The sequence below is a fragment of the Gracilibacillus sp. HCP3S3_G5_2 genome (assembly GCF_052063305.1).
GTDB lineage: Bacteria > Bacillota > Bacilli > Bacillales > Amphibacillaceae > Gracilibacillus.
Map to the genome: position 1 here is coordinate 451,813 of NZ_JBQHXU010000001.1, position 21,769 is coordinate 473,581.

Here is a 21,769-nt window from a genome sequence, read left to right on the forward strand (position 1 = left end):
CCCTCCCCCTATTTTCACCTTTAAATAAAACGTTTTCATTATTTTAGCATACATTTTCTGATTTAAAAAAACTCTCTGCCAGTATATTAGCAGAGAGCTAGTAGAGCATTATCTTGCTTGATAAGCCTCATTTATTTCTTCCGTCATTGCTTGCATATCGGGATCTTGCTCAAGTTCCTCCACAAGCGTATCCCAAGCTTCAAGTGACTCAGATCCTAGTATTATCTTAGTTTTCAGGTCTTGTAACTTTTTCTCTAACTCTGGCAAATACGTTTGAGCAGTTTCAGAATATAACCCTAAGCTTACATCCGGAACACTCGTCGCTTCTCTAGCATCTTGGATTTCTTGATATAGCTGTTTTGCATCTTCAGGGAATGTATCCTTTATAGAGCTTGCATAAGGATCTGATACGTACACGATTTGATTAAAGTCACCAATGGCATCCTCTTGCGCTTTTTCAGTATTAATTACTACTTCTCCATCCTCTACATTGTGATGAACTCCTTCAATACCAATTCGATGTAATTGGAATACATCATCTTCCATCCAGTCATTAATCATTTGTAAAATTTGTTTCATTTTTTCTTCTGGTACACTTTTCGAAATAACATTAACACTAGCAAAACCTGGTCCTGCCGGATTGTAATTGTTCACTTTTTCTAGTGGATACAAATTAGTAAACTCAAAATCAGGTTCGATGCTTTTTAATGTATCGTATACTTCCTGAAAAGCTCCTGCTTTCTCACTTATCATACCTGCATCTCCACTTTTAAACATATCTTGTGTCTGACTATTTTGAAGCGATGCAAAATCTTCTGGAATTAGTCCGTCCTCATAGGCATTACGCAAAAATTCAATAGCATCACGTGTTTCTGGTAGTAAAGAAGTGTGAATTAATTCACCATCTACATCTTTCCATTGCCCAGTAGCGCCAGTGAAGATACCTTCAAAAACGCCCATATTCCCCATATCTGTTGGGTTAACATAACCTGCATAACCAATTGTATCATCTTGGCCGCTTTGGTTAGGATCATCATGAGTAAACGCTCTCATTACTTCATATAATTCATCTGATGTTTCAGGAATATCCAATCCAACATTATCTAACCAATCTTTTCTAAGAGAAAAGAATGTTTCTCCTTCAGATGGTCTTGGGCGTGGAATTCCATAATTTGCCCCATCCATACTTGTCAGCTCCCAAGCAATATCAGCAATACCTTCTTTTATATTTGGATAATCATCAATATAGGGAGCTATATCCCAGAAAGCACCTTGTTGTGCAGCTTGACGAAACACTGGACTAAACGGATCAGGTACGAGCATAAGATCTGGCAAGTCTCCAGAAGCTAACATGACATTAAACTTTTCTTCATAGTTATTTGCTGAAACCCATTCAATGCTTAATTCCGTATTCGTTCCTTCTTCGATTGCCTGCTCTACTTCGCCATCCTGTTCAGGTGGAGTTGGACTAAAGAAGTGACTCATAATTCGAACTTCAGTAGGCTCGGTATTCGTGGCCTCTTCTCCACTGGTTTCTTCCCTACTATTCTCCTCACTATTACTACTGCTTTCATCACTATTACTACTACACGCTACTAAAAAGGATAAACATATAACTACTAGCATGAGCAAACTTTTTTTCCACATAATTAACCCTCCTATATATTGAAAATTTGTTCATTATTGTTACCGATGCCTAATCATTCTTTAATGGATCCAATCATCACCCCTTTTGCAAAGTGTTTTTGAAGAAATGGATATATCATTAGGATCGGTACAATCGCAATAACTACTGCAGCCATCTTTAACGTTTCATTTGGTGGCGGTTGCAAAAGCGGGTCGACATCCCCAAGACTGCTACTGGAAGCATCTATCAGCATATTTTGCAGTAATACTTGAATTGGCCACTTACTAGATTCATTTAAATATAACAAAGCATTAAAATATTGATTCCAATATTGCACCGCAAAAAATAATCCAAATGCTGCGATAGATGGCAATGATAACGGCAAAATAATTTTGATCCATGCAGTCAAATCATTACATCCATCGATCGTTGCAGCTTCTACTAAAGTATCTGGAATACTGTCATAAAACCCCTTCATCAAAATGACAAACCATCCATTGGATAAGGAAACTAAAATGACAGACCATAAGCTATTAATTAAACCTAACTCTTTGACAAGCAGATAGTTAGGGATAATACCAGGATTAAATAAAATTGTAAATAATACTAATAGCAATATAAATCGTCTTCCTTTAAATTTCTTCCTTGATAGAGCATAAGCAAATGAGGAGGTAATCACTAAACTACAAGCTGTTCCTACAACCGTTAAAAAGGTACTCACACCTAATGATTGGACAAATGCCCCGGAGGAGAGCAAATACTCATATGATGCGATGGACCAATTCTCCGGAAATAGTACAATATTCTTTTGTAAGTATTCAATCGGATCTGTAAAGGATACCACAAATACATAATATATTGGAAAGATCGTCACAATAGAGATAATTCCGAGAAATATCAAGTTAGAAACATCGAATACTTTATCGCCTAAACTTTTTTTTATCATCTTCTATACTCCTTTCCTAATAAATCCCTTCTTCACCAAATCTTTTAGCCATCCTGTTGGCTACTACGACTAAAACTAATCCAACCAATGACTTAAACAACCCAACAGCAGTACTATAGCTAAATTGACCTTGTTGAATACCCACACGGTAAACATAGGTATCGAATACTTCTGCAACCTCAGAAACGGCACCATTATACATAAGGAACACTTGCTCAAACCCTACTTCCATCACATCTCCCAAACGAAGAATAAGTAAAATAATGATGACATTCCGAATCGCAGGTAATGTTACATGCCAAATTTGTCGAAATCTATTTGCGCCGTCAATTTTGGCAGCTTCATACAGCTCCGTATTAACACCGGCAATAGCTGCCAGAAAGATAATCGTTCCCCAGCCAGCTTCCTTCCATATGGATTGTCCTGTAAGTAAAAACCAGAAAATATTTGAATTGGTTAAGAAATCAAACTTTTCAAAACCAAAAAAAACAATTAATTGATTGATTACTCCTTCAGATTTAGACAATAGCATAAACGTTAAACTAGCAATAATAACCCATGATAAAAAATGTGGTAAATAAATGATCGATTGCACAGTCCGTTTATAGATCTGGTTTCTAACCTCATTTAGTAAAAGGGAAAGAATAATCGGTAAAGGAAAAAAGAAAAGTAAGTTTAAAAAACTTATTGCCAACGTATTTCTCAATAACATCAAAAAGTCTTGATTGGAAAATAACCGTTGAAAGTGTTGCCAACCTACCCACGGACTTTCTACATACCCTAAAAAAGGAGAAAAATCTTTAAACGCAATGGTAATCCCCCACATCGGTACGTATTTAAATAGGAGAAAATAAATTAAACCTGGTAAAGCTAGCAAGTAAAGGTATTTATCCTTTGCAATTTGCAATATAAATTTCTTCCATTTACTTTTCGGTTGAGCTTCCTCTCTTAATTCCTGTTTGTCTAATTCATTTGCCTTCTCCATGTTGATGTCCCTCCTTCTGTAACCACTATTGGATGCGCTTACAATATTAATGTTTTTTACCTTCTTTACGATCTGTGAAAAAAGATATGCTTATAATGTATACAGCTGAAATATTTCCTGCAATAATACTCTTTTTATTTCTCGAATAATCGGATTAACACTTTTTTTATAATTTTGTCTTTTTTTAATAAAGGCTGCTGTAACAAGGTTATGGAAGTACCGATCATCCAAAAAAATAATGCCTTTCCTCACTAGGAAAGACATGTTAATCAACTATTTTTAATTTGGATGTGAACCGGTAAAAACCGAGGAAAGACACAAATGCAATGGTAGCGCCGATAAAAAACGGAATAAGAAACGAAAAGTACGTACTGCTTAGGTAAATAAGTAACCCGCTTACTACTACAATTTCAATCGTAAGAATAGGATTTATGATCGTAAACAGCATGGCGTTTTTTAAAATAGGAAGCGTTCGCGATTGAAAATGAACCGTGATCGAAAAAAAGTGAATGGTAAACACAAATAATATAGCAAGCAAAAGATAAAATAAATAAGTAAATATCTCCAGTGAGTTGAACGTTAAAATATAATAGTAAAACAACATCGAGCTCCAAAGCAAAATAAAAAATAATCCACCTTTTAAGCTGTCTTTATAATTTTGCTTATAATATTTCCAAAATTCTTTTAGGATGTTTACTTCTTCTCCTAACACCCACCGCCGTACTACAGCGAATAAAGCTGTGGTGGCTGGAAAAGTTACAATGGGTACTAACATAACGAATAGCACCAAAAATAGGATTAACTCTCCAATATAATTAGCCAGTAACATATTAAATAATACAATTGCTACAGGTAAGTTAAAGAGAAACCATAGTAGATTCACACTTGCAATCCGGGTTAGCCAAAGCGAAATTTTGTAAAAAATACCCCAAATTCCCCTTATTTCCATATGTGTCACCTTCTTTAAACATCAGTTTACTTGAATAAATAGCTAGATTTTTTGAAAAGAAGCTTTGTAAGGATAGCAGGTATATTAGTAATCACGAAAGCGATATCACAACAACTCCACATTATCACACCCAAGACAAAAAAGGAAGTTGCACTATTCTATTTTTCGTTTTAGTTCACCCTACTCGTTAAGTAAAAAATACATGACAAATAATAATTTTTCATGCAAAAAGACGATCAATTTACCGATCGTCTTCTAAAAGTTAGATCTCAAGATTATTCCATATTGCTAGATTTGGTATTGTATCATCGCTTGGTTAACCTAAGAAGATCCCTCCATATATCAAATATCCAACTATAACCAAGGCAGGATGAATTTTAAAACGCTCTAACAAAATAAAGCCTAAAGCCGTTAATAATAATGTTTGAAACCAGCCCGCATCAAACCAGGAGGTCTCTATAAACTCATATGCCAACACTACTAATAATATTGCAATTGTTGGTCTGATAAACGCTGTCATTCTTTTTACTTTTGGAGATTCTTTATGCTTTAATAATAATTTCAATAAAAGTAGCATGGCGATCAGTGAAGGAGCCACTGTAGCAAACAACGCTATTACAGCTCCAAGAATTCCTCCTACCTCAAACCCTATGTATCCAGCCATCTTCGTAGCTATGGGGCCTGGGAGTGCATTTCCAACCGCCAAGATTTCTCCAAATTCCGAGACTGTCAACCAACCGTAACGATCAACAACTTCTGTTTGAATAAGTGGAATAGAAGATGGACCTCCTCCATATCCAACAATACCTGGTATAAAAAATGCAAGAAACAATTCCCAATAAACCATTTTTTCGCCTCCCTCATGCTGTCTTTTTCTCGTCTTCCTTTTCTTTCACAGGGCTAAAAAGTGCTATTAACAAAAAAAAGCCGATAACAATTGCTGGATGTATTTGCAAAAACTGATATGCTACTAAACTAATAACTCCAAGCACACCTGTCATGATCCAACCAAGATTTTTCTTAGATTGCTTTAAGAACGAATACGTCAATGTAAAAAGCATCACAGCTACTAGTGGTGCAATAGCTTGCGTCATTCCAGCAACAATTCTAGAATCGCGATAGGCCGATAAAACACCAATCAGTAAAATAATTAAGACAACAGTTGGTACAACAGCTGCGAAAACACCATTAAGCATACCAACCCAACCACCAACACGATATCCAATATATCCAGCCATCTTCGTATTGATAGGACCTGGCAGCGTATTGCCCAAAGCTAAGACGTCAGCAAATTCATCATCATCCATCCACTTAAATCGCTCCACCACTTCTTGATGAACAAGAGGTATCGCTGAAGGTCCTCCTCCATAGCCCAATATAGATGAACGAAAAAAAGCAATAAAAATATCCCTTTGCAACTTCCAATCCACAGAGATCACCCCCAAATATCGATCAGATATATTTTAACATTAATTAAATTTACTTTGTTAAAAATATATATAATATTTTAAACATAAATAAAGTATTTCGTCTATATATTTTACTTTATGTTAAATAAAGAATATTTGTGATTCATTCAAAAACCAAAGAGCAACATTCGATTGCTACTCTTTATTACAAACTACTTTCTTAGATTTTTCTTTATTAACAGAATTATTCACTCGATCAATGGCAGTTTTTGTTGGATATTCATAGAAAAGATAGGTCTATTATCGTATTTTTGGGAGAACACGTAACAATTCCTTACACAAAACATGACGACGCATCACTTACTACATACAATGAATGTAGTTAGACAAATCATTTTGAAGAGAGGAGATAAGTGATGGGAAGTAACCAAGGGAATCACATGACAAGAAGAGATTTTCTTAATCAAGCTGGCAAAGTTGGTGGCGTAGTTGCAGTCTGGGGTGCAATGGAATCTTTAGGTTTATTGGGTCACTCTTTAGTGAACGCAAGCGAATTCGAGGCTCCTAAAAAAAGTGATTTGACAGCGGTTAATAAAAATGGCAAAAAGGTGATTATTTTAGGTGCAGGTATAGCTGGAATGACAGCAGCTTATGAATTACGGAAAGCAGGCTATGACTGCAAAATCCTCGAAGCGAGGGAACGTTCAGGTGGTCGAAATTGGACAGTACGACGAGGTACAAGTGAAACAGAAATTGGCGGAAGCAAGCAATCAGCTAAGTTTGATAAAAATCTTTATATGAATGCAGGACCTGCTCGTATTCCTCAACATCATGTAACACTAGATTATTGTAAGGAGTTAGGTGTTGAGTTAGAGGTATTCGCAAACACAAATGAATTTACATACTTTTATCAGGAAAATGTTGGACCTCTATCCAATCAAAAAATACGAAAAGGTACAGTAAAAGCTGACGCTCGTGGATATATATCAGAATTACTAGCAAAAGTTTCAGATCAAGCAGCACTAGATGCCCCACTTTCAGAAGAAGATATTGAAAGGTTAGAAGCTTTCCTAATAAGAGAAGGCGATTTATCTGGAGACCTAACATATACCGGATCTAGTCGTCGGGGATATAGTGAATTACCTGGAGGAGGTCATCAATCAGGTACATTAGATAATCCTTATAAATTTAGCGAACTTCTTCAATCAGGAATGATGAATGGAATTAGTGGGGATTATAGCTTTAATCAACAGCCTATGATGTTCCAACCAGTTGGTGGAATGGATCAAATTCCGAATGCTCTAGAAAAACAATTACCTGGCGTCATAACGTATGGAGCTGAAGTACAAGAAATTAGACAAAGCTCAGACGGCGTACGAATTGTTTACAAGAAAAAAGAAAACCAAAAAGAAAGGGAAATCACAGGGGATTATTGTATTTGTACAATCCCATTACCCGTATTAAAGAATATCCCAGCAGATTTTACAGAACCAATGAAAAATGCCATTAGAAGTATTAATTATGCTACTACAGGTAAAATTGGTCTTCAGTTTAAAAATAGATTCTGGGAACAAGAAGATCGTATTCTAGGCGGAATTACCACAACAAATATGGACATTTCACAAATTTGGTACCCTTCTAATGATTATTTAACCCAAAAAGGCGTGCTGATTGGCTATTACAATTTTGGCCAAGATGCAGTTGATTATGGGAACTTATCACTTTCACAAAGACAAGCCCGCGCTCTATCTCAAGGAGCAAAAATACATCCACAATACACCAAAGAATTCGAAAATTCCTTCTCTGTTGCATGGCACAAAATCAAGTATAGTGAGGGCGGTTGGGCCTCTTATTCAGAATCTGATCTCAGAAACTATTATCCTATTTTAAATGAACCTCAAGGTCGCATTCATCTTGCCGGTGAGCATCTTAGTTATTTAACAGGATGGATGGCAGGTGCTTTTGAATCCGCAAGGATTGTTGTTAGCAGAATTCATGAAGAGGTATTGAAAGAAAATACTACATCTGCGAAAGCAGGTTAAACGAATATGATATAGGAGGAGAGGAATAAATGAAAAAAGTGATTAAACCAATCATTGCCATTACAGTACTTAGTATCAGCTTATTTGTAGGATTTACTTTTACTTTAGCAAGCAGTGACAAGGATGCATTGAAATCGAATAAAGTTACCTTCTTTGGATCGCCATCCTCGTCTATTTCTAGTTCCGTTTCTATACCTCACAATTATAATCGACTATTTTATAGCGGAACCGTTCCCCCTCTTTTAAATCCAGACGGCAACACTACTTATGAAAGATATGGTGACACAGAAACACAAGCAATCGGAATCTTAGAGAACTTTGAAACAGATTTGGAGGCGAAAGGTCTGTCCCTCTCTGATATAACCTATTTGCGTGTTTATGTTGCGCCAGATCCAAACAAAGGCAATGAACCAGATTATACAGGTTGGTTTAATGCCTATGCTCAATTCTTTAACACGGAAAACAACCCCGTTAAAACAGCACGCTCCACAGTTGGTGTCGAAAGTTTAGTTAGTCCTGATTATCTTATTGAAATCGAAGCAGAGGTAGCCTATAAAAATACTGGTAAAAAATAAGAGCTAACCTGAAAGGAGTGATTGGAATTGTTACAAAATATCGGAATTCCCGGCTTGGTATTAATTCTGATTATAGCACTTGTAATCTTTGGTCCCTCAAAACTACCTGCTATTGGACGAGCCTTTGGACATACTTTGTTTGAATTTAAAAATGCCACGAAAGAATTGGTTTCAGATGCAGAAACTGACGAAAGTGGCGTGAAAGCTGAAAAGAAAACCGAGAAATTATCACAGGAGAAAAGAGGATAAACTAGTAGCTTCACAATGAGTAAGTAGGCGAGGAAGCTCGTCTACTTCTTATTTAATAGGAGGCGTAAATCATGGAAAACAACAAGCTAAATCTCGTTGGACACTTAGAGGAATTACATAAACGAATAATGATTGTTTTGTTAGCATTCATGGTCTTTTTTATTGTTGCATTTATTTTTGTTCAGGATATTTACAATTGGTTAATTAGAGATTTTAACGGGACATTGACTCTTTTGGGACCAAGTGATGTTTTATGGGTATATATGATGATCGCAGGAGTGTTTGCTATAGCAGCAACGATTCCCGTCATCGCATTTCAGACCTGGAAATTTATCGCTCCTGCGCTGACAAAAGAAGAAAGTAAGATCACTTTACGTTTTATCCCTGGTTTATTTATTTTATTTATTGTTGGAATTTGCTTTGGTTATTTTGTCTTATTTCCAATTGTCCTAGAATTTTTAACTACTATTTCCGCAGGACAATTTGAAACAATGTTCACTGCTGATAAATATTTTTTGTTCATGCTCCACTTGAGCTTACCATTTGGCTTTCTGTTTGAAATGCCATTATTAGTAATGTTTTTAACGCGGTTAGGAATTCTTAATCCGGTAAGGCTGGCTAAAGCGAGAAAAATTTCCTATTTCTTTCTAATCGTTCTATCAGTCCTGATTACACCTCCCGATTTTATCTCAGATATCCTGGTCATCATTCCTTTACTGCTCTTATATGAATTAAGTGTCACTATTTCTAAGGTTGTTTATAAGAAAAGACTAGCAAAGGAAGTTGAATGGACAGTGTAGGCCATTAAGAAAAAACAAAGCATTTATCATGTTTCAAAAAAGACGGGTGAGTGACTACTCCCGTCTTTTTTTAATAGACAAGAGGTACATCTTTAGAAACTTTTCGATGTATAGCATGACTGCCTAATAGAAGTTATCTTAGTTAAGTAGAGATGTCGAAAACGGGATAACGATCATTCCATTAATCAATGGTAGGATTAATGATGAAGAATATCCATGCCCTTCTCCAACCTCAAAACAAGCTCCTGAAAATATCGAAACGGACCACTCTTCCATAAGTTGCGATGGTAGACAAAATGAATTTGTCTTTCTAAGTCTTGATGCTGGAATTCGATATATGCTAAATGATCTTCCTTTTCTATCAATCTCCTCGAAATAAGTGCTACTGCCTTCCCATATGATAACATCTTAATAATAGTCGTAACTGAATCTAGTTGAATCATTTCCATTTTTAGCTTTTTTTCCTGTAACCATGATTTAGAGAAATGACCTGTTGAACTGGAAAGTCTATGTACTAGTAATGTCTGGTTATATAAATCATTTTCGGCTAAAGCGGACTTACCGTTAAATGGATGAGTCTTGCTAAAAGCTAGCACAATCTTATCAGTAGTGATTGGTTCATAGATAAGATTCGGTTCGTGATTTCCTGTTTCCATTATCAATCCGCAATCAAGTTCTTGTAACAATAGCATTCTTTCTATGTCTGGGGCAGTTTGTACATCTAACGATACCTTTATTCTCGGATACCGTTCTGCCAGTTGATGAATCAATTCTGGCATGAATAACTGGGCCGGAACACCACTTGCTCCCAGCTTAATAGCACCTTTTTCTCCATTTTTATAATCCTCTACACTTTTTTCTAATGCTCGATTTGTCTGACTTAGCTGTTTTGCATAATGATAGAGCATTTCTCCTGCATCAGTAAGTCTATATCCACCGGCATTGGTACGAAAAAGCTTAATGCCATAATCATCCTCTAAAGATTTAATATGAAATGACACAGTAGGAGTAGATAATCCTAGTAATTTTGCAGTATCGGTCATTTTTCTTGTTTCTACTAATGAAATAAACACATTTAATTTTTGAATATTCACTTTATCACCCTAAAGTATTTTAGAATTTTTCTAACGATATGATGATTTTATCAGATTTATTTTAATTTAATGTTAACAGTTAGTTAATATTCGCTAAACATTTCTCTACTACACTAATTAGTGAGGAGAGGATATGATGAACATTCATTTAAAAGGGGTCGAGAAAAAATATGGTAATGTCCATGCAGTAAAACCGATTGACCTAACGATTAATGATACTTTTGTAACGATTCTCGGTCAATCAGGCTGTGGAAAAACAACCTTGTTAAAAATGCTAGCTGGACTTACAGAACCAACAGCTGGAGAAATCTATTTCGATGACATACCGATTTTTTCTAAGTCACAAAAAGTAAATGTAAAGCCAAATAAGCGGCAAATTGCGATGGTCTTTCAAGATTTTGGACTTTGGCCACACATGACGGTTTTTGACAATGTGGCTTTCGGGCTAAGAGGAAAAGTTTCAAAATCTCAACGAGCAGAAATCGTTGAAGATGCATTAAGGAAAGTGAAGCTTGAGACAAAAGCAGCAATGAAGCCTGGTGAACTATCTGGGGGGCAACAGCAACGTGTCGCCTTAGCTCGAGCAATTGCTGTTAACCCAAAGCTTATCTTGTTTGATGAAGCACTCAGTGCACTTGATGCGATTCTTCGTGAGCAAATGCGTGAAGAGATTTTAACTATTGTCCAATCAATTGGTTCAAAAGCCATCTTTGTGACACATGATCAGACAGAAGCAATGGCGATGTCTGACAGCATGATTGTCATGGACAATGGAGAAGTTGTTCAAACAGGTACACCTGAAGCAATCTATCATTCTCCGACCAATCCTTTTGTAGCTAATTTCATTGGCAAAACAAACTGGGTTGAGGATAAGAAAAAAATGATTCGTCCTGAACATGTACATCCATCCCCACAGCCAAACACCGCATTTAGATCAGGGATTGTGAAAAAAAGCATGTTTGAAGGTGACCGTTATCTCATTTTCGTTGAAACAAACGGTCATTTGTGGAAGTTCTATGATCATCACCCACATGAACAAGGGGAAAAGATCAAGCTGTATATCGAGGAAAATACCATTCATTCATTAAGAAAACAGGAGGCATAACAATGAAAAAATTAAAATTAACGCTAGTGGCAGGAATTTTTACATCTGCAATTCTATTAAGTGCTTGCGGAGCTAACAATGATGAAGCTTCCGGCGCAGAGAACAATTCATCTACAGATAACAACACAATTACCGTATACTCTGCAGGACCAGGTGGACTAGCTGAAAATATTCAAGAAGCATTTGAAGAAGAAACAGGGATCAAAGTAGAGATGTTCCAAAGTACAACAGGAAAAATTTTATCTCGTCTAGAGGCGGAAGCGAATAATCCTGTGGCAGATGTTGTTGTATTAGCTTCTGTACCATCTATGGAGGGATTGAAATCAGAGGATAAATTACAAGCATATGAAGCAGAAAATGGTGACAGTATTAACCCAGAATGGAGTGATCAGGATCATTATTATTATGGATATAGTGCTGCCGCTCTAGGTGTTGCCTATAATACCAATCAAGTAGAGTCACTTAATGCTGACTGGGATGACTTCAGTGATTCAGAATGGCAAGGACGTGTAACAATGCCTGACCCAACTTCTTCCGGCTCTGCTGTTGACTTTCTTTATGGTTTAACAAATGCAAAAAATGATGGTTGGGATACCGTTCAAAGCTGGATCGACAATGACTTACTTATTGCCGGGGCAAACAAAGAATCATTGGACGCTGTAATTACTGGTGATAAAGATGTCGTTGTATCTGCTGTCGACTATATGACATACAAAGCGAAAAGTGATGGGGAACCAGTTGATATTTACTATCCTGAAAGTGGTACAGTTATTAGTCCACGTGCTGCCGGTATACTAGCAGATGCACAAAATGTTGAAGGTGCCCAAGCATTTATGGATTTCTTATTATCTGATAAAGCACAGGAAATGGTAGCAGATGCTTACATTCTACCTGGTAATGATGCGATCGAATTAAATGACCGTCCTGCATTAAATGAGATTCCAACACTACCTGTTGATTGGGAAAATGCAGAAGAAAAACAAGTAGAAACATTAAATAAGTTCACATCACTGAATTAAAACTTCTAGACAATGAAGTAACACACTGGAGGAATACGTATGATTGTACGTAGACATGCCCCTTTTACGGCTTTGTTTATTATACTTAGTATATTAGCTGTAGCACCACTTCTTGCGGTGCTCGGCTATACTTTCTTTGAAAATGGCACTCTCTCATTTGATTCATTGCTATCTGTCTTACAAAACAATAGTATCGTCAAAACGATGCAAAATTCTTTATTGCTTGGTCTTTACGTAATTGCACTAACGACCTGTATCGCACTACCTTTAGCCATTATTAGAACCAAAACATTTCTAGCTAAATACGACTGGTTAGATATTGTCTTCACTATTCCATTTATGACACCACCCTATATCGGTTCAATGGGCTGGATTTTGTTTATGCAACATAATGGTTATTATGAACAGATTTTTCAATCAGAAGCACCGTTTACCTTTTTCAGTGTAGCTGGAATGGTCTTTATCATGAGTATGCACCTCTATCCATTTCTCTATTTAATGCTAAAAAATGCCTTACTGAGAATTGATGGATCTTTTCAGGATGCAACATTGATTTATGGTGGAAATCCAATTATGAACTGGATTCGTGCCATCTTGCCATTATTAATCTCCAGCTATGTCATGGCAGCCTTACTGGTATTTATTAAAACATTAGCAGAGTTTGGAACACCTGCCACTTTTGGTAAAAGAATTGGATATGATGTCTTTACAACAGAGATTCATGGTTATTTATCACGTTGGCCAATTAATATTTCTGCTGCTACTAGCCTATCGCTTATCTTACTTAGTGTTTGTATGCTCATTTGGTATATCCAAAATGTGATTAGTCGCAAATATACGTATGGCACTCTTTCAGGTAAGTCGACAAGTGCAAGCCAAACGAAAGATTCACTAGCTATACGAATCTTTTCAACTGGATATGTACTTATCATATTAGGACTATCTATCGGTATACCGTATTTTTCAATCATTGCTACTTCTTTATTAAAGGTTCGTGGCGAAGCCCTTAGCATGAGTAACTTAACATTTAGTCACTATACAGATCTTTTTACAGTTGGTTCATCTAGTTTTCAGGCATTGATGAACAGTATTAATTTTGCCTTTGTCGCTTCTACTATTGCGGCTTGCATCGGATTTTGTGCAGCATTGTATATTAAAGATGGTAAAAGGAAACCACAACAGTTTCTCGATTTTACAAGCTTGTTATCAAATATCATTCCTGGAATTGTCTTCGTCGTAGGACTTATTCTGTTTTGGAATGCAGCATGGCTTCCTACAACCGTCTATAATACAAATTGGATGCCCATTTTAACATATATTGTGTTGTTTTTACCTTACTCTGTTCAATATACAAAGTCAGCTTTATCACAGTTACACCCATCTATTCATCAATCAAATGCAGTCTTTGCTCAAAATAGCTGGATGATACTATTAAAAATATGGCTACCACTTTTAGGACAAGGTATTTTAGCCGGGTGGATGATGACCTTTATTATTTCGATGCGTGAACTAGTTGGTTCCTTACTTATTCTCCCTCCATCAGTTGAAACTAGTGCCACCTTTATTTATAGCCAATTTGAACAAGGTGATGTATCAAAAGGAATGGCAATGGCCGTAATCACGGTACTGTTAACCATACTTTGTATCTTTTTGATTGAACTCTTACAACGGAAGGCGCTACATACGAACTAATGATCGATCTATGCGCCCTTGGAGGAGTGGGAGAATATGGGCGAAATTGCTTTTTACTAACAGACAAACTAACCAACACACGCATCATGCTTGATTGTGGTGTACGGAATGGGAGTCCAGAAGTATATCCGCACATTACTGAAGAAATAGCACAATCTATTCAAGCTGTATTTATTTCACATGTTCATAATGACCATATCGGTGCGCTGCCTTTATTAGCAGAAAAAGGATTTACAGGTGACGTATGGATGAGTGAAGCAAGCATAAAGCAGTTGCCAACCATTATTTCAAAATGGCAAGAGAAATCTGCTCAATTGTCGATTGATAGGTTACATTTTCGCTCGTTCACAAAAAGTACTAGAGGAAAGCGAATGAACATTACAGAAAACCTCTCGATTACTTGGGGTTATAGCGGACATATGCTCGGAAGTGTATGGTATATCGTTTATCTAGGAGGGCAAGTCATTTTTTACTCTGGAGATATTGCACTTTCTTCTCCACTATTAGTTACGGACACACCAGATATGCTTTTATATGATATGGCACTAATAGATAGTGGCCATAGTGCACAAGCAATGCCTTATGAAAAGAGTATTACGAATATATTGTCAGCTCTGAAAGACCCAACTGAAAGCTATCTAATTCCCATTACGATCTCTGGAAAAGCATGTGATCTTTTATTTTCACTCTATCAAGCACTTCCTGATAGAAATTTTGTTATCGATCAGGCTTTACAAGAACATTTACAGTTTTACCGAACAACCCCTGATAACATACGCACAGAAAAAGTGGATGAATTAGAAGTCATGTTACAAAGTAAGCGTCTAACCAGCTATAAAGGAATGAAAGAACCGGGGATCTATTTATTATTAAATAAAAGTGCTGGCTTTCAAGAAATAAAAACCGGTGTGTATAGGGGGGGAAATTCTCCTTTTTATAAATCACACCCTGATAGTAATGATTTAAAGGCGTTAGTGAGAACAATCAATGCAAAAGAATATATTTTTTTTCATAGTGAGGAACATGATTTAAAAGTAATTGTCGATCACTTATATTCCAAACATTATATCACTAAAAATCTGGTACAATAAAGCCAAAAAAGGCTTTTATGATAAAAAATCCGATAAAACAAATAACTCAACTGTGATTACCAAACACCTCCATCCACCGTAACAAGGGATGGGGTGTTTATTCTATACCAGACAGACATACCATTTTGTCTGGACAATAAGGCGCAAAATTATGATACATCTTTATATAAAGATACTTTACTATTATCTATCTTATTAACTTTATTCTGTTTACGTAATGAAAATATGACAGAACCGAATGCTAAAATTAATAGAGTTAATGATATCGGTCTTGTGACAAACAACATAATATTATCATCAATTTGTAGTGCTCTTATTAATTCTCCTTCCAATGTGGGCCCTAGAATTAATCCTAGAATTACCGGGCCTAACGGAACTTTTGCCTTCGTTAGTAAAAAACCTATTAATCCAAAAACAAACACTACCCATATATCGAAAGTTCTATTATTTAGTGCAAATGCACCTACAGTACTCATAACTAGAATGGTAGGCACAAGTATTTCCTTCGGTATTAACGTAATCCTTGTTAAAAGTGGTAATAAAAATAATTGGATAACTAATACTGCCACGGCACTGAAAATGATCGCAACATAGATGGAATTAACTAAAACAGGCTGATTTTGAAACAAGCCAGGTCCAGGGGTAATCCCATGTAAAATAAGTGCCCCCATCATTACAGCTTGGGCTACATCTCCCGGAATCCCCAAAGTGATCGTCGGTATAAAAGCTCCTCCAGCAACTGCATTATTCGAGCTTTCTGCAGCAACAATTCCTCCTGGATTTCCTTCTCCAAATTGTCTATCAGTTTCCCTCGCTTTCTTCTTCGCTCTGTCGTAACTAATAAAATTTGCCGATTCCGCTCCTGCTGCTGGCAAGGCACCAACAAAACACCCTATGAGGGCAGAACGTAAAGCATTCCATTTTTCGTTAAAAAAGTCCTTCAATACCGTTAAAAATGGAATTTTCACTTTTTGCTTCAATACTTGTTTATCTATCTCCTTATTTCTAGCTTCTTTTAATTCTTCAATATTGGTAAATAATTGAGAAAAAGCAAATAGCCCAATCAATACTGGGATAGCATCTAGCCCTGCTGCCATTTGACTAAACCCAAAATCAAATCTAATATGACCTGTTGGCGAAATACCGATGGTGCCAATCAACAAACCTAGACAACCAGCAATTAGTCCTTTTAATAAGCTTGCACCACTTAATCCTGCAATTAATGTCAAGGCAAAGAAAATCAGAGAGAATATTTCCCATGGCCCAAAGTTCAAGGTTAACCTGCCAATGATCGGGCCAAACATAAATAGTATGAGTGCACCAACAATCGTCCCAAACACGGAGGAGATAATACCGATTCCTAACGCTCTCGATGATTCCCCTTTCTTAGACATCGGAAAACCATCGAAAGTTGTCACAACGGAGGATGGTGTGCCCGGAATACCTAACAACGTCCCGGAGATTAGCCCTCCTGAAAGCCCACCTATATAAATTCCAATCATTAAGGCAAGGCCAGGAATCGGCTCCATACCAAAAGTAAATGGAAAGGCAAGAATAATAGCCATGGTAAAGGTAAATCCAGGAATAGCCCCAGCAATTATCCCGAAAAATACACCAATAAATATGTATACTAATACTAATGGATGAGCTACTTCTTGAAGCGCTGATAATATAAAAGATACCTCCACCTTTTATCTCCTCCTACGGTAAATAAATTCCTAATACATGTCGAAAAAGCAAGTCTATTGCTAATGGTGCAATGATTGCAATCACCAGACAACTAACGATGATATTTCTGGAAAATGCCTGAAGTAACAACAGCATCGAACAAATCAAAAACACAATGGATGCATATAAAAAACCAACAATCGGCATCAAGTAAATAAATAAAAAGATGAAAAATATCATGACCCCAACTCGCCAGTGTAGTCGACAATAGTGCAGTACCGATTGAAAAAAGGAAGGTTCCGTCCCATTAAAAAAGCTTTTGATAAAGATAATGATGGCAAGTACTAACATAACCATTAAAATCAGCCTTGGAAAAAACGCAGGGGAGACATTATACCCCCCTGACGTTGTAGCAAATTGATTTGTTCCCCAGAAAAAAATACTCGATAGAACTATAACAGCTAGTGCAAATAAGCGATTTGCCATCTACGATCCTCCATTTCTCAATCAAAAATCATTTTATCTGATAGTTCTGCCATTTTCTCATCTAATTCTTCAAGGTGAAGTCTATATTCATCGGTAGAAGTATAATTTTCAAAGCTACCTAACTCTTCTATTTCCTCTTGAAGTTCAGGTTCTGCCAAAGCATCAGCAAATGCTTGATTCAGCACTTCAACCACTTCTGGTGGAGTTCCTTTCGGCGCAAAAACTCCACGGTCCACTGTCACAGCAAAATCAATTCCTTGTTCAATTAAAGTTGGTACATTTGGTAAATATGGGTTTCTTTCCTCATCGACCATTGCTAACGGTATTAATGAACCGTCTTCAAAATACCCTGCCCCAGATGCATAATCTGCTGTCATTCCCATAACTTGATTAGCAACTAATGCAGCATATTGTGGGCCTGTCCCATCATAATTCACATAATTTAGAGATTTCGGATCCACTCCTGCAGCATCCAGCATTGCCGCGACAGTATAATGGTCTTCCGATCCGGTTGTAAATGCCCATGTTACTTCACCAGGATGTTGCTCTACATATTCGGTAAACTCTGTTACAGTCGTAATACCGTGCTCTTCACTAAATTCTTTACTAATAGAAAGAATATGTGGTGTGGACGTCATTAACATAACAGGTTCAAATGCTTCAAATCCATAATCTACAATTCCAGTATGATTTGCTGTAGCAATAACTTGATGACTCCCAAGAATCGTATATCCATCTGGTTCCGCATCTTTCACTTCACGGGAACCAACAGTTGCCGTAGCACCTCCCATATTTTGCGGAACAATTGGTTGACCCAAATGTTCTTCGGCGTAACTTGCTACCAATCTAAAGAGTACGTCCGTTCCGCCACCTGGTGGATAAGGAATCACTAGCTGCACCGGCTTTTCAGGGAATGAAGTATGCCCGGATGATTCTTCCCCTTTTGCTTCATTAGATTCACACGCAGCTAGTAACATCAATAGACTTACTAAAACTAGTATTAATATTCTTTTCAAAATTGCCACTCCTCTTTCTTGATTATCTTTTGTATATTTTCACATTATTTTACTTACTAATAGGAATTATTTTTTTATTTTTAACATCTTTTCGTCACTATCATTTAACTACAGGTAAACATTAGTAACAATTAAAATGTTATAAAATCTCTCAAACATTTTTCCTCTGATCATCAAACGTTGTTAAATTCCTACAATCTATCGGCTTAAGATTTAAAATAGAAACTAGCAGTATTGCTTCTATTTAATACGTACGTTGAGCTTTTTCCTAGAATAAAAAAAAGTCAATGTTCACTACAAACTAAAAATAGTGAACATTGACTAAATAGAAGGGAATGTTATCCTTGGTATTTATATTCATTTAATGACTAATTTCGGTATTTTTCTTTTATAGACTAAAACTAGCAGCACACCAAGTATCAGTAAAATAATCCCGGCAAGCAAGTAATTATACATGGATGTTGCAGTTTTCGGTAATAGATGTTCATTGTCTTGAGATACTTGCTCATACTCAGAAATTTTCTCTGGATCATTTATTTTGGCGTCACCTTTATTTGATTTCTCATTATTCTTTTGGCTTTTCTTTTTCTGATCATCTTTCGTGTTATTGACTAGATCTTTATTTTTACTATTATCCCCTGGAACTGTATGGTTACCGTCATCTTTGTTCTCTTCTTCTTTCTCCTCATTGTGATAATCCTTAATATTATCAAAAGCATTTTCATGATGAAGGCTAGCAAACAATTTATGGTCCTCGATTACTTGTGCATAGTATTTTAATGTAATATCAGCTAATTGCTCATCAAATGATGATAATTCAGTTGCAAAAATAGCTGATAAATCAGTTGCAAAGGAACTGTCGCCTAACTCAATTGCTGCACGACTATGTGCGTAAGCAGTTGCTTCAGCACTAGCCTTTATAAAATTATCAAGATCATCTATCCCACCAAAATCAACCGGCCCTACTTCATCTTTAAAAGGAGAGCGTTCTTTTACTAAAAATGACTGGTTCTCTGTTTCTAATGTCCCCCAGTGAATATCTGGATAATTATGCAGTGCACGAACACCAGCAATGGTTCGACTAGCATGTGTAGGAAATGCAGAACTATCAAATAATCCAGATGCTTCAACAGCCGATGGACCTTGTGCCTTCACATCCAAAATAATATCGTCTGTAGCTGAATCTGTTTCGCCTTCTATTAAGACATAATAACGATCATACCCTAAGCTTCCCAATCCTGCATTTATCCTTCTTGCTATATCCTTAATGATAAAATAGTCTTTTCCAACAGTTGTAAGGATTTCTTCATCTAAACTATTTACATATGAGTCCCAATTTGTTGTAATTTCCTGCCATTCCGCTTCCGTTACTTCAGCTAAACGGTTATTTGTCTGGTCAAATACACGATTATCCATGATGGTTGTCCAGGTTGTCAATTGATTATTAATTGGCTCTTCACTTACTTCTTTGGCAAAGTCTCCAATAAAACCATCTAAATTATCTTTTGTAAAATAATGCAGCTTTACATCTACTGACCCATTTGCTACATTCGAAATCGCTTGACGATAATAACCACCATATTTCACAACCATTTCCACTATATCCTCTTGACCTAACTGCAATTGCGGCCCCGCGTCATTAAGAAGATATAAACTTGTCCCGTAATTCAACAAATCAAAATAGAATGGTGCAATAGCTACTTCATCAAAATCATTTAATTCAAAAATAGCTTCCTTATTTCTATTACCATAAAATCCAATATTCTCAATATGTAAATCTCCGGTAATCCATGTGTTTTTCTGGCTTAACACCGACCAGCTATCTGGAATTTCAATGACCTGTTCCTTTACATCTTGGAAAAATAGTGATGCTGTTCCCCTATAAAAAGCAAATGGGCCAGTTGCCAGCTGATTGAACTTTGTTTCTCTAATACTACTATCGGTAATATGTTGATTAGAGGCAATGATGTAATCCCTTATCATTTCCTTTCGACCTTCTCCAGTTAGTGGGTTTAATTCAGTAATATCAATAACAGATCGATCAAGTAGAACAAAATCAACATCTTCAATTTCATCATAATAATGGGCTATTGGTGAAAAGTCTTTTATACCTGAATTACCATCAAGATTCAAACGTACTCGTAAATGTTCTAAATCCTTTAACGGACTAAGATCCGTTATATTATTATCACGAATGTTAAGGTCCGCAAGCACTACTAGATGCTGCAAAGGAGTAATATCACTAATTTTATTTCTTCTTAAAATAAGTTCTTCTATTTTTGTTAGATCAGTTAATGGCGTTAAATCACTAACCTGATTGGAGTGAAGGTTAAGACTGACCAATTGTTTAAGGTTTGCTAGCGGACTTATATCAGTAATACCATTATTTCTCAGATTCAGTTCTTTTACATTAACTAATCCCTCTAATGGCTGAATATCCGTAATACTATTGTCCCTCAGGTCAAGTGCTTCAAGCGATAGTATATTTTTCAGAGGTTCCAATGATTCCACACTATTACCACGTATATCAAGCTCTTTTAAATTAATTAATTCTTCGATTCCAGCTAATGAAGAAAGGTTGTTATCCCTTAAATCAATAGACTCTAATTTTTCAAGTGATGCCAATGGAGACAAATCAGAAATCTCATTGGAGCGCATATCCAGTTCTGTTAACCCCGTAAGAAGCTCGATTCCCTTGAGACTTTTTATTCCTCTTTCTCTTACTTTCCCTAATGTTGTTATCTCTTGTAATGCTTCTTCGGTTAGGGAGTAGCCATTCGATGCCACCTCTTCTTTTATTACTTGTAAAAGAGATTCATCTTCAAATGCATCTTCTAATGAGGTTATCTCCTCTAGCTTTTCCTCGTCTTCATTTTGTGCATGGAGCCGATCTGCAGTAAAAATCGATAAAGGCATTAAAATAACGGCAAATAAAAGAATTACACGTTTCATTTTTTCCTCCTATATATTTCTTGAATTCGTGACTATCGTACCATTTTCTGCAATATTCGAGGGG

At 36.4% G+C, this 21,769-nt stretch carries 19 protein-coding genes; 8 read left to right on the forward strand and 11 right to left on the reverse strand.

What is annotated here, in order from left to right; all coding sequences use genetic code 11:
* Positions 1-108: 108 nt before the first annotated feature.
* The 6 genes from ACTNEP_RS02125 to ACTNEP_RS02150 form a co-directional block, all read right to left on the reverse strand.
* Positions 109-1,647, reverse strand: a complete 1,539-nt coding sequence (locus tag ACTNEP_RS02125; RefSeq protein ID WP_441159898.1) for an extracellular solute-binding protein — start codon at positions 1,645-1,647, stop codon at positions 109-111.
* A 53-nt stretch (positions 1,648-1,700) separates the two neighbouring features.
* Positions 1,701-2,573, reverse strand: a complete 873-nt coding sequence (locus ACTNEP_RS02130; RefSeq protein ID WP_441159899.1) for a carbohydrate ABC transporter permease — start codon at positions 2,571-2,573, stop codon at positions 1,701-1,703.
* Between the two features lie 16 nt (positions 2,574-2,589).
* Complete coding sequence (locus tag ACTNEP_RS02135) at positions 2,590-3,558, reverse strand: ABC transporter permease (protein ID WP_441159900.1); 969 nt, start codon at positions 3,556-3,558, stop codon at positions 2,590-2,592.
* Between the two features lie 265 nt (positions 3,559-3,823).
* Positions 3,824-4,507 (reverse strand): YesL family protein, encoded by a 684-nt coding sequence (locus ACTNEP_RS02140; RefSeq protein WP_441159902.1) that lies wholly within the window; start codon positions 4,505-4,507, stop codon positions 3,824-3,826.
* A gap of 316 nt (positions 4,508-4,823) precedes the next feature.
* Positions 4,824-5,354 carry a chromate transporter gene (locus tag ACTNEP_RS02145; RefSeq protein WP_441159903.1) on the reverse strand — a complete coding sequence of 177 codons (531 nt, stop codon included), beginning with the start codon at positions 5,352-5,354 and terminating at the stop codon, positions 4,824-4,826.
* A gap of 13 nt (positions 5,355-5,367) precedes the next feature.
* On the reverse strand, positions 5,368-5,937 hold the full coding sequence (locus tag ACTNEP_RS02150) for a chromate transporter (protein WP_441159904.1): 570 nt from the start codon (positions 5,935-5,937) through the stop codon (positions 5,368-5,370).
* Positions 5,938-6,332: 395 nt separating this feature from the next.
* Between ACTNEP_RS02150 and ACTNEP_RS02155 the strand changes: the two genes are divergently transcribed.
* The 4 genes from ACTNEP_RS02155 (at position 6,333) to tatC (ending at position 9,582) form a co-directional block, all read left to right on the forward strand.
* The gene (locus ACTNEP_RS02155; protein ID WP_441159905.1) at positions 6,333-7,958 is read left to right on the forward strand and encodes an FAD-dependent oxidoreductase; all 1,626 of its coding nucleotides are present in this window, start codon (positions 6,333-6,335) and stop codon (positions 7,956-7,958) included.
* 29 nt (positions 7,959-7,987) lie between these two features.
* Positions 7,988-8,533 (forward strand): Rid family hydrolase, encoded by a 546-nt coding sequence (locus ACTNEP_RS02160; RefSeq protein ID WP_441159906.1) that lies wholly within the window; start codon positions 7,988-7,990, stop codon positions 8,531-8,533.
* Between the two features lie 27 nt (positions 8,534-8,560).
* On the forward strand, positions 8,561-8,782 hold the full coding sequence (locus ACTNEP_RS02165; protein ID WP_441159908.1) for a twin-arginine translocase TatA/TatE family subunit: 222 nt from the start codon (positions 8,561-8,563) through the stop codon (positions 8,780-8,782).
* Between the two features lie 71 nt (positions 8,783-8,853).
* Complete coding sequence (tatC, locus tag ACTNEP_RS02170) at positions 8,854-9,582, forward strand: twin-arginine translocase subunit TatC (RefSeq protein ID WP_441159909.1); 729 nt, start codon at positions 8,854-8,856, stop codon at positions 9,580-9,582.
* A gap of 197 nt (positions 9,583-9,779) precedes the next feature.
* Here the strand turns inward: tatC and ACTNEP_RS02175 are convergent, their stop codons facing one another.
* Positions 9,780-10,676 (reverse strand): LysR family transcriptional regulator, encoded by an 897-nt coding sequence (locus ACTNEP_RS02175; protein ID WP_441159910.1) that lies wholly within the window; start codon positions 10,674-10,676, stop codon positions 9,780-9,782.
* 136 nt (positions 10,677-10,812) lie between these two features.
* On the opposite strand from ACTNEP_RS02175, the gene ACTNEP_RS02180 reads away from it, so the two are divergent.
* Genes ACTNEP_RS02180 through ACTNEP_RS02195 form a run of 4 tightly spaced genes read left to right on the forward strand, consistent with a single transcriptional unit; the run spans position 10,813 to position 15,583 of the window.
* Complete coding sequence (locus tag ACTNEP_RS02180; RefSeq protein WP_441159911.1) at positions 10,813-11,781, forward strand: ABC transporter ATP-binding protein; 969 nt, start codon at positions 10,813-10,815, stop codon at positions 11,779-11,781.
* A gap of 2 nt (positions 11,782-11,783) precedes the next feature.
* Positions 11,784-12,800: an ABC transporter substrate-binding protein gene (locus ACTNEP_RS02185; protein ID WP_441159912.1), complete on the forward strand. Its 1,017-nt coding sequence runs from the start codon at positions 11,784-11,786 to the stop codon at positions 12,798-12,800.
* 39 nt (positions 12,801-12,839) lie between these two features.
* Positions 12,840-14,492: an ABC transporter permease gene (locus ACTNEP_RS02190; RefSeq protein WP_441159914.1), complete on the forward strand. Its 1,653-nt coding sequence runs from the start codon at positions 12,840-12,842 to the stop codon at positions 14,490-14,492.
* Between the two features lie 26 nt (positions 14,493-14,518).
* Positions 14,519-15,583, forward strand: a complete 1,065-nt coding sequence (locus ACTNEP_RS02195) for an MBL fold metallo-hydrolase (RefSeq protein WP_441159916.1) — start codon at positions 14,519-14,521, stop codon at positions 15,581-15,583.
* A 149-nt stretch (positions 15,584-15,732) separates the two neighbouring features.
* Here the strand turns inward: ACTNEP_RS02195 and ACTNEP_RS02200 are convergent, their stop codons facing one another.
* From ACTNEP_RS02200 to ACTNEP_RS02215, 4 genes are all read right to left on the reverse strand, one after another.
* Complete coding sequence (locus ACTNEP_RS02200; RefSeq protein ID WP_441159918.1) at positions 15,733-17,271, reverse strand: tripartite tricarboxylate transporter permease; 1,539 nt, start codon at positions 17,269-17,271, stop codon at positions 15,733-15,735.
* Between the two features lie 13 nt (positions 17,272-17,284).
* Positions 17,285-17,737 (reverse strand): tripartite tricarboxylate transporter TctB family protein, encoded by a 453-nt coding sequence (locus ACTNEP_RS02205; RefSeq protein ID WP_441159919.1) that lies wholly within the window; start codon positions 17,735-17,737, stop codon positions 17,285-17,287.
* A gap of 17 nt (positions 17,738-17,754) precedes the next feature.
* The gene (locus ACTNEP_RS02210; protein WP_441159920.1) at positions 17,755-18,753 is read right to left on the reverse strand and encodes a tripartite tricarboxylate transporter substrate binding protein; all 999 of its coding nucleotides are present in this window, start codon (positions 18,751-18,753) and stop codon (positions 17,755-17,757) included.
* Positions 18,754-19,110: 357 nt separating this feature from the next.
* Entirely contained in the window at positions 19,111-21,705 is a 2,595-nt protein-coding gene (locus ACTNEP_RS02215) for a DUF2252 family protein (protein ID WP_441159922.1), read from the reverse strand.
* Between the last annotated feature and the right edge of the window lie 64 nt (positions 21,706-21,769).